The 14,781-nt window shown below is 68.6% G+C and carries 10 protein-coding genes and 1 pseudogene; 4 read left to right on the top strand and 7 right to left on the bottom strand.

Features of this window, described 5'->3' with window-relative positions:
* Positions 1–20: 20 nt before the first annotated feature.
* A complete protein-coding gene (locus BM197_RS08585; RefSeq protein ID WP_177216786.1) occupies positions 21–3,470 on the top strand; it encodes an efflux RND transporter permease subunit in 3,450 nt (1,149 codons plus the stop codon).
* 105 nt (positions 3,471–3,575) lie between these two features.
* On the opposite strand, the gene BM197_RS08590 is transcribed toward BM197_RS08585, so the two are convergent.
* Together BM197_RS08590 and BM197_RS08595 are read right to left on the bottom strand one after the other, a co-directional pair.
* The gene (locus BM197_RS08590; RefSeq protein WP_090710605.1) at positions 3,576–5,069 is read right to left on the bottom strand and encodes a pyridoxal phosphate-dependent decarboxylase family protein; all 1,494 of its coding nucleotides are present in this window, start codon (positions 5,067–5,069) and stop codon (positions 3,576–3,578) included.
* Positions 5,066–6,460: an MFS transporter gene (locus tag BM197_RS08595; protein ID WP_090710768.1), complete on the bottom strand. Its 1,395-nt coding sequence runs from the start codon at positions 6,458–6,460 to the stop codon at positions 5,066–5,068. Before BM197_RS08595 ends, BM197_RS08590 begins: the two co-directional genes overlap by 4 nt.
* 102 nt (positions 6,461–6,562) lie before the next feature.
* Between BM197_RS08595 and BM197_RS08600 the strand changes: the two genes are divergently transcribed.
* The gene (locus tag BM197_RS08600) at positions 6,563–7,468 is read left to right on the top strand and encodes an arginase family protein (protein ID WP_090710607.1); all 906 of its coding nucleotides are present in this window, start codon (positions 6,563–6,565) and stop codon (positions 7,466–7,468) included.
* Between the two features lie 86 nt (positions 7,469–7,554).
* Here BM197_RS08600 and hutI read toward each other — a convergent pair whose 3' ends face one another.
* From hutI to hutH, 3 genes are all read right to left on the bottom strand, one after another.
* Complete coding sequence (hutI, locus tag BM197_RS08605) at positions 7,555–8,721, bottom strand: imidazolonepropionase (RefSeq protein WP_090710770.1); 1,167 nt, start codon at positions 8,719–8,721, stop codon at positions 7,555–7,557.
* Positions 8,721–10,376 carry a urocanate hydratase gene (gene hutU / locus BM197_RS08610; RefSeq protein WP_090710608.1) on the bottom strand — a complete coding sequence of 552 codons (1,656 nt, stop codon included), beginning with the start codon at positions 10,374–10,376 and terminating at the stop codon, positions 8,721–8,723. Before hutU ends, hutI begins: the two co-directional genes overlap by 1 nt.
* Before the next feature lie 127 nt (positions 10,377–10,503).
* The gene (gene hutH / locus BM197_RS08615; RefSeq protein ID WP_090710610.1) at positions 10,504–12,090 is read right to left on the bottom strand and encodes a histidine ammonia-lyase; all 1,587 of its coding nucleotides are present in this window, start codon (positions 12,088–12,090) and stop codon (positions 10,504–10,506) included.
* Positions 12,091–12,293: 203 nt separating this feature from the next.
* Here hutH and BM197_RS08620 point away from each other — a divergent pair, with 203 nt between their 5' ends.
* The gene (locus BM197_RS08620) at positions 12,294–13,049 is read left to right on the top strand and encodes an IclR family transcriptional regulator (protein ID WP_090710612.1); all 756 of its coding nucleotides are present in this window, start codon (positions 12,294–12,296) and stop codon (positions 13,047–13,049) included.
* Between the two features lie 240 nt (positions 13,050–13,289).
* Here the strand turns inward: BM197_RS08620 and BM197_RS08625 are convergent, their stop codons facing one another.
* The gene (locus BM197_RS08625) at positions 13,290–13,586 is read right to left on the bottom strand and encodes a hypothetical protein (RefSeq protein WP_090710614.1); all 297 of its coding nucleotides are present in this window, start codon (positions 13,584–13,586) and stop codon (positions 13,290–13,292) included.
* A gap of 163 nt (positions 13,587–13,749) precedes the next feature.
* Positions 13,750–14,022 carry a GlsB/YeaQ/YmgE family stress response membrane protein gene (locus BM197_RS08630; protein ID WP_090710617.1) on the bottom strand — a complete coding sequence of 91 codons (273 nt, stop codon included), beginning with the start codon at positions 14,020–14,022 and terminating at the stop codon, positions 13,750–13,752.
* Positions 14,023–14,399: 377 nt separating this feature from the next.
* On the opposite strand from BM197_RS08630, the pseudogene BM197_RS16295 reads away from it, so the two are divergent.
* Positions 14,400–14,781: pseudogene (locus BM197_RS16295) on the top strand (DEAD/DEAH box helicase); the annotation flags it as partial.

The following is a 14,781-nucleotide window of genomic DNA, read 5'->3' on the forward strand; positions in this document are numbered from 1 at the left end:
CTCGCAACTTCAGGAGTACCGTGCACGCCCTCGCCGTTCTGAGCATGAAGAACAGGGCGCTCATCGCGCTCATCACCGTCGTTGCGGCTGTTTTCGGCGGGCTTGCGTTGACCAGCCTCAAGCAGGAACTCGCGCCCAGCGTGCAGTTCCCGCAACTGGCGATCATCACGAACTACCCCGGGGCAGCTCCTGAGGTGGTCAACGACGACGTCTCCACACCCATCGAGACCGCCATCCAGGGCGTCGCCGGACTCGAATCGACGGCGGCGACCTCGTCGACGAACCTCAGCCTCATCTCGGCCACGTTCACCTATGGCACCGACCTGGCGACCGCCGAGCAGAAGATCAACCAGGCGATCAACCGGATCAAATCCCGGCTCCCCGCTGACCTCGACACCCAAGTCCTTTCGGGCAGCCTCGACGACCTCCCCGTCATCCAGCTGGCAGCGACCGGCGGCGACGGAAACACCGATGCCCTGTCCGAAGCACTGAGCCGGACCGCCGTTCCCGATATCGAGGATCTCGACGGCGTACGGGAGGCAGCCGTCGTCGGCGACGTCGGCAAGCGCGTGACAATCACCCCGGATGCCGCAGCGCTGCAGGGCGCTGGACTCACGCCAGCCGCCATCGGCACCACCCTCCAGCAGAACGGCGTCCTCCAGCCCGCCGGGGCGATCACCGAGGACGACCGGACTTTCGCGGTCCAGACCGGATCGAAACTCGGCTCGGTCGACGACATCGCCGGGCTGCCCCTCGTCGGCCAAACCCAGCCGGGCGTCGTCCTCACCCTCGGCGACGTGGCATCCGTCGCGCTCACCGACAACCCGGTGACCAGCATCTCCCGCGTCGACGGCGAGCCCGCGCTCACCCTCGCGGTCACGAAGGTTCCCGCCGCGAACACCGTTGACGTGTCCAAGGCCGTCCGGGCGCTCCTGCCCCAGCTCGAAGAAGCCCTCGGCTCCGATGTGACCCTGACCGTGGTATTCGACCAGGCCCCGTACATCGAACAATCGATCGAGGCGCTCGCCACCGAGGGACTGCTCGGCCTCGCCTTCGCCGTGCTCATCATCCTCATCTTCCTGCTCGACGTGAGGGCGACGCTCGTCACAGCGATCTCCATCCCGACGTCGGTGCTCATCACCTTCATCGGGCTGCAGGCCACCGGTTACACGCTCAACATCCTGACCCTCGGCGCGCTGACGATCGCCATCGGGCGCGTCGTCGACGACTCCATCGTCGTGATCGAGAACATCAAGCGGCACATGACCGCGGCACGCGACCGCAGCGCAGACGGCCGTGCCTTCTCCATCCTCACCGCCGTGCGTGAGGTGGCTGGGGCGATCACCGCGTCGACCATCACCACCGTCGCCGTGTTCCTGCCGCTGGCGTTCGTCGGGGACATGACCGGTGAACTCTTCCGGCCGTTCGCGCTCACCATCACGATCGCCCTGCTGGCGTCGCTTCTCGTCTCCCTGACGATCGTTCCGGTGCTCGCCTACTGGTTCCTCCGCGCCAGGGAGGCCAAGGTCTCCACCGCCAAACCAGAGAAGGTGTCACGCAGGGCCGTGAAGAAGGCGGCACGAGCCGCTACCGAGGCCGCCGCTGTTCCGGCGGATGCTCCCGCCGTCGGTTCCGAAGTGCCGGAACGCCGCCTCCCGGCAGGGGTCTTCGCCTCCCCAGCCATCGTCGACGCCCGGTACCTCCTCGCTCCACCCCGCCGGGACGCGGCATCCGCCAGTGTCGGCACCGAAACGGTGCCAGCCGCGACGGCCGTGCTCGTCGACGAGCCTGAAGCGACGCCGGTTTCGACGGCATCCGTCGCCTCCCCGGTCGTTCCGGAACCCGCAGCCACCCGACGGGGCCGCCGCAACGGTGGCGAGAACGAGAACGAGGACGAACTCGACCACCCGACGCGGCTGCAGAAGGGTTACCTGCCACTTCTCAACTGGACACTCAAGCACTCCGTCGTGACGGTGCTTCTCGCTGTGCTCGTTCTCGTCGGCACCCTCGCCCTCGTTCCCTTCATGAAGACGAACTTCCTCGGGGACTCCGGCCAGAACACCATCACGGTGTCGCAGACCCTGCCCGTCGGCTCGAGCCTCGAAGCGCAGGATGCTGCAGCAGGCCTGGTCGAGGACGCCCTCCGCGACATCGACGACATCGAGAGCGTGCAGCTGTCGATCGGCTCGTCCGGCAGTTCCCTCCGCGACGCGTTCACCGGAGGCGGCGCAGGCAGCATCACCTACTCGATCACCACAAACGAGGACGCCGACCAGGAAGCACTCCAGGCCGAGGTGCGAAACACGCTCGCGGATCTCGACGATGCCGGCGAGATCGAGGTCGCGGCATCCGGTGGATTCGGCGCGACGAGCGACATCGAGGTCGACATCACCGCGCCCAACCAGGAGATCCTGCGCGAAGCAACGGATGCGGTGACGGATGCCGCGGCGGACCTTCCCGGCATGCGGCAGGTGACCAACAACCTCAGCGATTCCCGGCCGTACATCCAGGTGCTGGTCGATCGTTCAAGCGCGGCACAGGCCGGGTATTCCGAGGTCGCCCTCGGCGGCCTCGTCTCGGCCGCCATGCAGCCGTCGACGATCGGCACCGTCGTCATCGACGAGAGCACCGTGAGCATTTACCTCGCCAGCGAGGACCCGCCGGCGACCGTCGAGGAACTCGCTGCGCTGACCGTGCCGACCGTGCTCGGGCCGGTGCGCCTCGACTCGCTGGCCACGGTGGGCGAGGTCGACGGCCCGTCGTCGATCACCACGGTCCGCGGGCAGCGCTCGGCCACCGTCGCGATCACACCGTCAAGCGACAACATCGGCACGGCGAGTGCCGAGGTCTCCGCTGCTGTCGATGCCCTCGACCTGTCGGGCGGCGCCACCGCCACCCTCGGCGGGGTGACGGCAGACCAGTCCACGGCGTTCCAGCAGCTCGGCCTCGCCATGCTCGCAGCGATCCTCATCGTCTACGTCGTCATGGTGGCGACGTTCCGGTCGCTGCGCCAGCCGCTGCTTCTGCTTGTGTCGGTTCCGTTCGCTGCCACCGGTGCGATCGGCCTGCAGGTGCTGACCGGGGTGCCGCTCGGGGTGGCATCCCTCATCGGTGTGCTCATGCTCATCGGCATCGTCGTCACCAACGCTATCGTTCTCGTCGACCTCGTGAACCAGTACCGCGACAGGGGCATGGCCGTCGTCGATGCCGTCCGCCACGGGGCGAGCCGCCGGTTACGGCCGATCCTCATGACCGCGCTCGCCACGATCTTCGCGCTCGTGCCGATGGCGCTCGGTGTCACCGGTCATGGCGGGTTCATTTCCCAGCCGCTCGCGATCGTGGTGATCGGAGGCCTCGTGTCGTCCACGTTCCTCACCCTGATCGTGCTGCCGACCCTCTACAACCTCGTCGAGGGAGCCCGTGAACGGCGGGTCGCCCGCCGGGCGGCGCGGGAGGCGGCGGCCGCATAACGCGCGGGCCGACGTCGGCTTGGCGCCGTGCGCGAGTGCACGCGACCCGGACGGGTGCATGCGCTGCGCCGGGTGTCTTCGTCCGCTAGGAGTGAAGCGGCGCGGCTACGGGTCGACGAGGCCGGCCAGCAGCTCGACCAGCAGCCTCTCGGTGAGCTGTGCAGGCAGCGCTTCGAGCACGGCGAGGAGCGGGGCCATCCGTCCCGGCAGCACCGACCCTCCCGCGCCAATGCCGAGACCCGCAAGCACGGCGGATGCCTCTTGCGAGCTGAGCGGGTCGGCCCGGTTCCCCAGGCTGGCGAGCACGTCGGTGATCTCTGACGGCACGATCGAACCCGCCAAAGCAGCTGGAACCCCGCGCACCTCGTCGGCCGCGGACGTGAGCGCGAAGAGCAGGTCCGGGAGCACAGACTCGGTCACCGGGGTGATCGTCAGATGGGTGGCGTGCGGCAGCCGGGTCCCGTCGGCCTGGACCAGCCCCGGCTGCAACTGCAGCAGCCACCCGTGTTCGCGCACCGCATCGGCCCAGTGGTGCGGATCGACGCGCCGATCCTCGGGCACCATGTCGTCGGTAGCGACGGCGAGCAACGGCCCCACGGGCGAGCCGACCACGAGCAGCCCCTCGATCGTCCGCACGGCGGCCGTCACGGCATCCGTCGACCGCTGGCAGGATGCCGCGAGCTCGGCGAACCCGTCCTCGCCCAGCCGCTCTACGATCGCCCACGCCGCGGCGAGGGCGCCCGCCGATTTCGACCCGAGCATGGTGGCGTTGACGACCGGATAGCCGGGCCAGCGACGGGTCGCGAAGTACTGGGCCCGCTGCCGGTCCCGGCCGCGGTGCAGCAGAACGGATGCTCCCTTCGGCGCGTACCCGAACTTGTGCAGGTCGGCAGACATGCTCGTGACACCGTCGACGGCGAAGTCCCAGAGAGGCAGCGCGCCGCCGTCCTCGGCCACCCACCACGGCAGCACAAAACCGCCGATGCACGCATCGACGTGGCACGCGATGCCCGCAGCCGCGGCGGCAGCGGCGACATCCGCGACGGGATCAAGCGACGCATGCGGATACGCCGGCGCCGAAACGACAACGAGGGCGACGTCCGGGCCGAATCGTTCCGTGAGCTGTGCCGGCTCGAGAACCCCAGACGTGTCGACCGGAACGAGGTCGAGCTCGAGACCGAAGTATTGCGCTGCCTTCGAGAACGCGGCATGCACCGTGACGGGCGCCAGCAGGCGGGGCGTTCCAGAACCGCCCGCCGAACGCCAGGCATCCCTCGCCGTCTTCACCGCCAGGAGGCAGCTTTCCGTTCCGCCCGAGGTGACCGTGCCGACGACCTCCTGATCTCCGTGCAACATCCGCCTCGTGAACCGGACGAGGTCCCGCTCCATCGCCGCCACAGAGGGGAACGTCGTCGGGTCGAGGCCGTTGACCGGCTGCATGATTCGGATCGCCTCGGCCGCGAGCTGATCGAGTTCGGCGCGGCCGGAGTCGTAAACGTACGACAGCACGTGGCCGCCGTGGGTGGGGGCGTCCGCCTCCCTCAGCCTGGTGAGCGCAGCGAGAATCTCGGTGGAACGGGCGGAGAGGGCGGATGTCATCGGGCAACGGTCCGGTTCTCGGCCGGGCGCGAGGGACTGTCGATGTCGCTCTGCCTCAGGCGATACCACCGCAGCGTGAACAGGCTCGCGACGAGGAGAAGCGCTGGGACGACGCTGAAGCTCAGCACAATCCCCAGGATCGCGGACGGCGACTGCTCGACTGACGCGCCGGCGACTCGCTCGGCATACCCCGTTGTCGCCAGGATCATGGAGAGCACCGTCGCGCCGAACGCCATCCCGGCCGTTTCGCCTGCGGTCCACACGCCGCCGAAGGTTCCTGCATGGCCTTCCCCGTTCGAGCGGGCGTCGTGCGAAATCACATCGGGGAGCATGGCCATCGGCAGGGACTGCATCCCGGCGTACGCGGCGCCGGCCAGCGCCACGGGGGCGTAGACCCACAGCCCCGGTGCCCACAGCAGGCCGACGAGGGCGAGGGCCGCGACGGCGAAGAGGGTGCTGGCGAGGGCGAATGCGCGTTCCTTGCCCACGCGGCGCGCGAATCGGCCCCACACCGGGGCGAGCAGCAGCGCCGGGGCGATGAGCGCTACGAAGAGCGGGGTGACGGCATCCTCCGAACGCAGCACCCAGGTCGCGACATATTGGGCGCCGGCGAGCATCATGCCTGTGGCGAGCCCCTGGAGGACGAAGGTGCCGAGCAGCGTGCGGAACGGACGGCTGCGACGCAGCGTGTCGAGGCCGGCACGGTAAGCGGCGGCAGGGGACTGGGCGGGTGAACGTCGCGCGATCGGCTTGTCGCTCGGTGCGACGGACGACGCCACGAGCATCCCCGCGCCGAGAACGAGCCCGGCGACCGCTGCCATCACGAGGTAGCCGACCCGCGGGTCGTCACTGATCCCGCGCAGCAATGGGCCGCCGGCGCCGAACAGGAGGATGGCGAGTGTGAGTACCACCACGCGCCAGGTCAGCAGGCGCGTGCGGTCGTCATATCCGGACGCCAGTTCGGCGGGGAGGGCGATGTACGGCACCTGGAACAGGCTGAACGCTGTGGCGCAGCAGAGGAAAGCGACGAAGACCCACCCGGCGGATGCCGCGGGGCCGAGTCCAGCCGGAACAGCGAAGGTGAGGAAGAAGAACACTGGGAGGGTGACGCCGCCGAGGATCATGAACCGGCGACGTGACCCCGTGGTGGCGAGGCTGTGGTCGCTGCGGATGCCGATCACCGGGTCGATGAGGACATCCCAGACCTTCGCCGCCGCGATGACGATCCCGGCGACGAGGGCCGCGACCCCGAGCGTGTCGGTGAGGAAGTAGAGAAGGACGAGGCCGGGGAGCGTCGCAAATCCTCCGGTTCCGAGGGAACCGACCGCGTACGTGGCGATCGTTCGCCGATCCACTGAGTGAGACCCGACCTGCGCTCCTGACTGCCCCATTGCGTCCATGCACGCAGCCTAGGGCCTCCGTGGTATTGCGGCCCAGTACGAAGCGGGGCCCGGATGCTGTCACTCCTGACTGACGCTTGCTAACGTTCCCCCATGCCGACTCCTTCGCTGCCCGCCGACCCCCTCTGGCCTCGAGCCGGAAACTGGCCGCGCGACATCGACGGGCCGATCGATCTCGCTCTCGTCGGCATCCCCACCTGGCGGACGTCGCTATCGCCCACATCCGCCCACGCGACGCCCGCCGCCGTCAGGGAGGCGTTGCGCCGGTTTACTCCCTTCGCGGCATCCGTTGGCGGGCGGAACGTCGACGATCTCGTCTTCGCTGATTTCGGGGACGCCGTCGAACCCGACGGTCCGGACGGCGAACCGCCCGCGCGGGAGTTGATGGCGGATGCCGTCCGGCATGCGGCGGTAACCGTCGCGCTTGGCGGCGACAACGCAGCGACGGTGCCAGCCGCGCTCGGGGCGTGGGGGAACGACATCACCCGCGCCGGGCTGGTCACGCTCGACGCCCACCACGACCTCCGCGACGGGTACTCGAACGGCTCACCAGTGCGACGGCTGGTCGAAGCCCGGCTCGACGGTCGCCGCGTGGTGCAGGTGGGGATCGCCGATTTTGCGAACTCGCGGGCGTATACCGACAGGGCTCGGGACCTGGGCATCACGGTGATCCCGCGTGATGCGTTGTACGGCAGGCCCATGGCCGACGTGATGGCCGAGGCGCTGGACCTCGCTGGGGCCGGCGGCGGACCGATCCACGTCGACCTCGATGTCGACGTTTGCGACAGGGCGGTGGCGCCGGCCTGTCCGGCATCCGTTCCGGGCGGAATCGCCGCCCATGAACTCCGGACCGCTGCCCGTGCCGCTGGAGCAGATTCGCGGGTGCGCTCCGTCGACATCACCGAGGTGGACGCGCTCCTCGACGCCCCGGACGGTCGAACGGTGCGGCTCGCGGCCCTCTGCGTGCTCGAGGTGGCGGCGGGGCTTGCTGCCCGCTGAGCGGGCGCAGGTGTTTTTGCCGCGCGCGGGTGAAGCGGCACCCGCGCCGCGCAAATAGACCCGCGCCCGCGTTCCGGGGAGCCGGCTCAACCGACGACGAGCACGCCGTCCTTCCAGACCCGCTCCACCAGCGGAACCCCTGGGCGGTAGGCGAGGTGCAGGTAGCCGGGCGCTTTCAGTTGCAGCAGATCAGCCCGAGCGCCAGGCACGACCCGACCGATATCGGTGCGTCGCAACGCTGCCGCACCTCCGGCCGTCGCCGCGCACACGGCCTCGGCCGGGGTCATCCCCATCTCGCGCACCGCAACGGCGATGCAGAACGCCATCGACGACGTGAAGCTCGAGCCGGGATTGCAATCGCTCGCCAGCGCCACCCTCACGCCCGCGTCGATCAGCCGGCGGGCGTTCGGGTACGGCTGCCGAGTCGAGAACTCGACTCCAGGCAACAGGGTGCATACGGTTTCGGATGCCGCAAGTGCGGCCACATCGCCGTCGACCAGGAACGTGCAGTGGTCGACGCTTGCCGCCCCAAACTCCACCGCAAGCCGGACCCCGCCGCCCGTTCCGAGCTGGTTGGCGTGCACCCGGATGCCGAGACCACGGGCGGCGCCTGCCTCGAGCACGCGCCGGGACTGCTCCACGGTGAATGCTCCGGCCTCACAGAACACGTCGATCCACCGGGCGTGCGGCGCGCAGGCATCGAGCATCGGGCCGGTGACGAGGTCGACGTAGTCGTCCGCCCGGTCGGCGTAGTCGGCAGGAACCACGTGAGCACCGAGGAAGGTGACCTCCGGCGTCACCTCCGCAGCGAGGCGCACGAGCCTCGATTCCTCGGCAACGCCGAGCCCGTACCCGCTCTTGATTTCCATCGTCGTCGTGCCCTGGGCGTGTAACTCGCCGACGAAGCCGGCCAGCCGGGTTCGTAGCTCATCGTCTGTCGCCGCCCTTGTTGCGGCCACAGTGCTGCGGATGCCACCCGCCGAGTACGCCCGCCCCGCCATCCGTGCCTCGAATTCATCGGCCCTGTCCCCGCCGAAGACGAGGTGGGTGTGACTGTCGACGTAACCCGGCAGAACCGCCGCCCCCGCGACATCCGTCACGGAATCGGCTGCTGGGGCATCCGCCGCCGCTCCAACCCATCCGATGCGGTCGTTCTCGATCACCACGGCGGCGTCCTCGAGAAGGCCCAGGATGCCATCCCGCTCGGGATCATTGGTGACGAGCTGGCCGATGTTGGTGAGAAGGCGCGACATCACGATTCCCACAGGGGAACCCGCAGTCCTCGCTCACGGGCGACGTCGGCAGCGCGTTCATAGCCGGCGTCGACGTGGCGCATCACTCCGCTGCCCGGGTCGTTGACGAGAACGCGCGCGATCTTCTCCGCGGCGAGCGGGGTGCCGTCCGCGACGATCACCTGGCCTGCGTGGATCGAACGGCCGATACCGACGCCACCGCCGTGGTGGATCGAGACCCACGTCGCGCCGGATGCCGTGTTGAGCAGCGCGTTGAGAAGCGGCCAGTCTGCGATGGCATCCGACCCGTCGGCCATGCCCTCCGTCTCGCGGTAGGGGGAGGCGACCGAGCCGGAGTCCAGGTGGTCGCGCCCGATCACGATCGGTGCGGTCAGCTCGCCCGACGCCACCATCTCGTTGAACCGCAGCCCGGCGAGGTGGCGTTCCTGATAGCCCAGCCAGCAGATCCGCGCGGGCAGGCCCTCGAAGTGCACCTTCTCCTGGGCCTTCGTGATCCAGCGGTGCAGATGCTCGTCGGCGGGGAACAACTCGAGGATGGCGCGGTCGGTGGCGGCGATGTCGGCCGGGTCGCCGGAGAGCGCCGCCCAGCGGAACGGCCCCTTGCCCTCGGCGAATAGCGGGCGGATGTATGCGGGCACGAACCCGGGAAAGTCGAACGCGCGCTCGCAACCACCGAGCTGGGCCTCGGCGCGGATCGAGTTTCCGTAGTCGAAAACCTCAGCGCCGGCATCCTGAAAGCCGACCATCGCGTCGACCTGCTTCGCCATCGATGCGCGGGCCCGTTCCGTGAAGCCGGCCGGGTCCCGTTCCGCCAGCGCGTGCCACTCGTCGATGGAAATGCCCTCCGGCAGGTAGCTGAGCGGGTCGTGGGCGCTGGTCTGGTCGGTGACGATGTCGATCGGCAGGCGCCGATCCAGCAACTCGGGGAACACGGTTGCCGCGTTGCCGACGACACCGACCGAGAGGGGCGTTCTGGATGCCTTCGCGGCGAGTACCCGCTCGACAGCAGCGTCGAGCGACGGGGCGAGTTCGTCGAGGTACCCGTGGTCGACCCGGCGCTCAAGCCGGGTGACGTCGACGTCGACAATCAGTACCACCCCGTCGTTCATGGTGACCGCGAGGGGCTGCGCTCCACCCATCCCTCCAGCGCCGCCGGTCAAGGTCAGGGTGCCGGCCAGGCTACCACCGAACCGTTTCGCCGCGACGGCCGCGAAGGTCTCATACGTGCCCTGCAGGATGCCCTGCGTGCCGATGTAAATCCACGACCCCGCGGTCATCTGGCCATACATCGTCAGCCCGAGCGCTTCGAGGCGCCGGAACTCGGGCCAGGTGGCCCAGTCCCCGACGAGGTTGGAGTTCGCGATGAGCACCCGCGGCGCCCACTCGTGCGTGCGGAACACCCCCACCGGCTTGCCGGACTGTACGAGAAGCGTCTCATCGGACTCGAGCGATTCGAGGGTCCGTACGATCGCGTCGAACGCTTCCCAGTTCCGCGCGGCCTTGCCGGTCCCGCCGTAGACCACGAGGTCCTCCGGCCGCTCCGCGACATCCGGATCGAGGTTGTTCATGAGCATCCGCAGTGGCCCCTCGGTTTGCCAGCTTTTCGCGGAGAGGGTGCGGCCTCGTGCGGCCCGAACGGTCCGCGCTTCGATCATTTCTGTCCTTTCGTGGCGGATGCCGCGATCGCGGTGCGCATAACTCCGCCAGATCGCGGGGGAGTGCCGGGGTTTAGGTCGAGTCGGGCCTGAACGGAACGGATTGGCTGAGTTATGGACAGCCGGGTCATCGGAGGCCCCCTGTGACGGATGCCGCTGCGTCCGCTATCGCGTTCGTCCGCACCAGGTCGTGCACGGCATCGATCTCGGGGGAGATGTGCCGGTCGGGGCCGGGCCCGGCGACAACCGTGCGGACGAGGTTGCGCACAGCGGCGGTCGCAGGCGCTGGTCGCAGCGGGGCGCGCAGGTCGAGCGACCGCGCGGCCGTCATCACCTCGATCGCCAGCACGCGGCCGAGTCCGTCGATCGACCGGCGCAATTTGCGGGCGGCGGCCCAGCCCATCGACACGTGGTCTTCCTGCATCGCCGACGACGGGATGGAATCGACGGATGCCGGTACGGCCAGACGCTTCAGTTCCGACACGAGGCCCGCGGCGGTGTATTGCGCGATCATCAACCCGGAATCGACGCCAACTTCGTGCGCGAGGAAGGGCGGCAGTCCCTTGTTCCGGGCAACATCCAGGTGCCGGTCGGTCCGGCGTTCCGACATCGACGCGACGTCGGCGGCGGCAATGGCGAGGAAGTCGAGGACGTAACCGATGGGGGCGCCGTGGAAGTTGCCGTTGGACTCCACCCGCCCGTCGACCGTCACGACGGGGTTGTCGATCGCGCTCGCAAGCTCGCGGCCGGCGACGAGTGCTGCGTGCGCGGCGGTATCCCTCGCAGCACCGTGGACCTGGGGGCTGCAGCGGAGGGAATACGCGTCCTGCACGGTGGTGCACTCCGGTCCGGCATGGGAGGCGACGATCGACGAGCCGGCAAGGAGATCCCGAAGATTGCAGGCGGAATCACCCTGGCCCAGCTGCGGCCGCAGTGCATGCAGGTCGGCAGCGAAGACGGCATCCGTGCCGAGCAGCGCCTCGACGCTCATCGCGGCGGCGACGTCCGCGGTCCGAAGCAGCGTCTGGAGGTCAGCTAGGGCGAGCACGAGCATGCCGAGCATGCCGTCGGTGCCGTTGATCAGGGCAAGGCCCTCCTTTTCGGCGAGCTCCACCGGGCGGATCCCGGCGGCGGCGAGGGCGGCGGCGGCGTCACGGAGCCTGCCGTCAGCATCCCGAACCTGCCCTTCGCCCATCACCGCCAGCGCGCAGGAGGCAAGCGGCGCCAGGTCGCCTGAGCAGCCGAGTGACCCGTACTCGCGCACGACGGGCGTGATCCCGGCGTTGAGCAGAGCGGCGTATGTCTCGGCGGTTTCGGCGCGCACGCCCGTTCGCCCGGTCATCAGGGTGGACAGTCGCAGGAGCATGAGCGCACGCACCACCTCGCGCTCGACCTCGGCGCCGGAGCCCGCAGCATGAGAACGGATGAGGCTGCGCTGCAGATGCGTGCGCCGGTCGGGGTCGATGAACGTGGTCGCAAGTGCCCCGAACCCGGTCGAGATGCCGTAGTGCCCTGCCGGGTCGGTCGCGAGGGCGTCGACGATGCGGCGAGTCGCCGCGACGCCGTCGAGCGCCGCTGGATCGAGGTCGACCGCGGCATTCAGGCGGGCGACGCGGACGACGTCCTCCAACGAGACCGGTCCGGCGCCGAGGGCGACCGGGGAGGCAGGATTCGAAGTGGGTCGAGCCTGCGACGGAGAGGACAGAGCGCTCATGCTCTGATTCGACCACCGTCGCGCTTCGACGACAACGGTTCTACACTCGGAGAAGTCTGGGATTCCAGACAGATGAGCCATGGCGGTTTCGGGCAGCAACAGCCCGGTTGCCAACTGCGGAGATTCAGGAGCAAAGCGGGCCAGGCGCTTCGATACCGGCCGCAATCGCCCGATTCTCCGCAGGTGAGAATAGGGAGGCGCGGATGACCGAGTCGAAGGTGCCGGCGGCGGATGCGACGCTCCGCATTCTCAGCCACCTCGCCGCCCAGCGCGGTCCGGTGGCGGCGGCCTCGATCGCGGCGGCGCTCGAGCTGCCCCGCTCGACGATCTACCACCTCCTGGCCGTGCTGCAGGAGCGCGGGTTCGTCGTCCACCTGCCTGAGGCCAGGCGGTACGGCCTCGGCGTCGCCGCGTTCGAGCTGTCCGGCGGTTTCGCACGCCAGCAGCCGCTCAGTCGGCTCGGCCACCCCCTGCTCGCCGACCTCGTCGACCGGGTGGGCGAGAGCGCGCACCTTGCCGTGTTGCACGGCCGCGACGTGCTCTACATCGTCGAGGAACGGGCGCCGAAGCGGCCGCACCTCGTCACCGACGTCGGCGTCAGGCTCCCTGCACATCTGACGGCGTCTGGTCGGGCGATGCTCGCCCGGTTGCCCAGGCAGCAGGTGCGTGCCCTGTTCCCGGATGCCGCAGCGTTCGTCGATCGCACGGGAAAGGGTCCCACGCGCTACCGCGAGCTGCGGGCCGTGCTCGACACAGTGTCTGCGGATGGGTTCGCCACGGAGGATGGTGAGATCACCGCGGGGATGGCATCCGTGGCTGTCGCGGTCCCTGACCACGTTGGCTGGCCTGCGGCGTCGGTTGCCGTGACCTTCCCAAGCGCAGGTAAGCGGGAGGTCGGCGCGCTGGTGTCCGAGGTGGCAGCCGCAGCCGCAGCGCTGTCGCGTCGGATCGGCGGCTGATCGGGAGCGGCAGGAGCGATGCTCAGTGTCGGAACATTCTCGCCATGCAATAGCTGTCGAACGTGTTCTCAGCCGGACACGGCGAGAGAGCGAAGTCCGCCGAGCTGGAGGAGATCGAGGATCTCCTCCAGCTCGCCGCTCCACCGCAAGCGAGACGACGCCGAGTCCAACTAGTCCCTGGAAGAATGGAGGTCATACCCCCAGTTCAGCGGATCTCTGCTTCGAGACGGTTACAACGGTTTAACGGGGAATTTGTGACTGGTCGGCGATGGCGAAATGGACCGCGCCGTCTTCATCCACCTGGGCGTCGAGGATCTTGTCGCCCAGCGCTGCTGCGGCGTTCTCCTCGAGGAAGACGCGAGCGCCGGCGACCTCCACGACCTCGTCGAGCGGCTCGGGAGATTCGGCGACGGCCACGGCAAGGTCAGCGCTTTCGGCGGCAGGACTTGAGATGCGGAGGCCGCCCTCTTCGGTGCCGGTGGACTGGGTGGTGATGGTCCGAACGATGGTGCTTGCGTTCTCGGTGAGGGTGAGCATGTGCTTCCTTCCGGTTGGCGAATGAAGTGTCCCACCTTTCCGAAGCTCGCCGGTCATTTCAACCTCTCGCCTGGGTTCGCAGGCCATTCACACCTTGGCCCTTGTTAACGACGGATGCCTCCCCGCCGTGGGCGGGGAGGCATCCGATGTATTCGCTGGCTGGTTAGGTCGTTGTCCTGCGGGAGTTCCGCGTGACCAGACCGTAGATGAGCAGAACGATGATGGCACCGACGATGGCGACGAGCCAGGTCTGGATGCTCCAGAACTCCTCGAGGCCGATACCGAAGATGACGGAGCCCAACCAGCCGCCGAGCAGTGCACCGACGACTCCGAGGAGCAGTGTCATGAACCAGCCACCACCCTGTCTGCCAGGAAGGATGGCCTTTGCGATCGCGCCAGCGATCAGACCGAGTAGAAGAAACGCGAGGAAGCTCAAAGCTCCACCTCCATTTGTTCAGGCGTCCCGAGCCCGGGACTCGGGATCCCGCCGGGTTAGGCGGGGATAACTGAATAATACCCCTGAAGGGGGCATCTCTGGGGATTTACCGCGAATCTGTGACCTTTTCGCCCAATATCGGACGGAATAGTGACAGGCGCCTCTGAGTGCTGTAACGTTGCCGAGTCGGCTCTGGACACCGCGGGATGTACCGCGGAAGGGTTTGTAAGTCTGGTGGGCCGGTTATACGTCGCGATAACGCGTACGTATTCACACGATGTGAAACGGTCCCGGCCATCGACTGCTCGGGTATGAGAATGCCGCGGTTTTGCTGCGCGCGCTTGCGATTCATGCATATATAAAACCCGGAAAGAACTATGCCCAAGAATAAAAAGCCAGCCGGCGGACGACCCGCCAAGAACTTCGAGCCCGGCTACGCCCGCAAGAGCGGCGGCCCGGCCGGATCCGCACCCGGCAGCCGTAGCGCCGGACACCGGGGCTACCGCCCGGTCGAAGGGGATGCCCCCAAGAAGGCTCGCTGGAACGCCGATGAGCGTGCCGCTCGCCGTCACTCCGACGAGCCCCGCGAACAGCGCGCCCCTCGCGACGAGCGCTACGACGCACCGTCGGCCCGCAACACCGAGCGCCCTTCGTACACCCGTGGGGAGCGCGCACCGCGCAGCTCCGAGCGTCCCGCGTACAACCGAGGGGAGAACCGGCCGGACCGGACCGAGCGTCCTGCGTACAACCGGGGTGAGA

Source organism: Mycetocola miduiensis, assembly GCF_900115155.1.
Taxonomy (GTDB): domain Bacteria; phylum Actinomycetota; class Actinomycetes; order Actinomycetales; family Microbacteriaceae; genus Mycetocola_A; species Mycetocola_A miduiensis.

Bases quoted from the DNA above. Each gene is read 5' to 3' on its own strand.
- BM197_RS08590 (WP_090710605.1), bottom strand. From the start codon at position 5,069: ATGACATCCGCCCTCTCCGCCCGTTCCACCGAGATTCTCGCTGCGCTC.
- BM197_RS08595 (WP_090710768.1), bottom strand. From the start codon at position 6,460: ATGGGGCAGTCAGGAGCGCAGGTCGGGTCTCACTCAGTGGATCGGCGA.
- BM197_RS08600 (WP_090710607.1), top strand. From the start codon at position 6,563: ATGCCGACTCCTTCGCTGCCCGCCGACCCCCTCTGGCCTCGAGCCGGA.
- hutI (WP_090710770.1), bottom strand. From the start codon at position 8,721: ATGTCGCGCCTTCTCACCAACATCGGCCAGCTCGTCACCAATGATCCC.
- hutU (WP_090710608.1), bottom strand. From the start codon at position 10,376: ATGATCGAAGCGCGGACCGTTCGGGCCGCACGAGGCCGCACCCTCTCC.
- hutH (WP_090710610.1), bottom strand. From the start codon at position 12,090: ATGAGCGCTCTGTCCTCTCCGTCGCAGGCTCGACCCACTTCGAATCCT.
- BM197_RS08620 (WP_090710612.1), top strand. From the start codon at position 12,294: ATGACCGAGTCGAAGGTGCCGGCGGCGGATGCGACGCTCCGCATTCTC.
- BM197_RS08625 (WP_090710614.1), bottom strand. From the start codon at position 13,586: ATGCTCACCCTCACCGAGAACGCAAGCACCATCGTTCGGACCATCACC.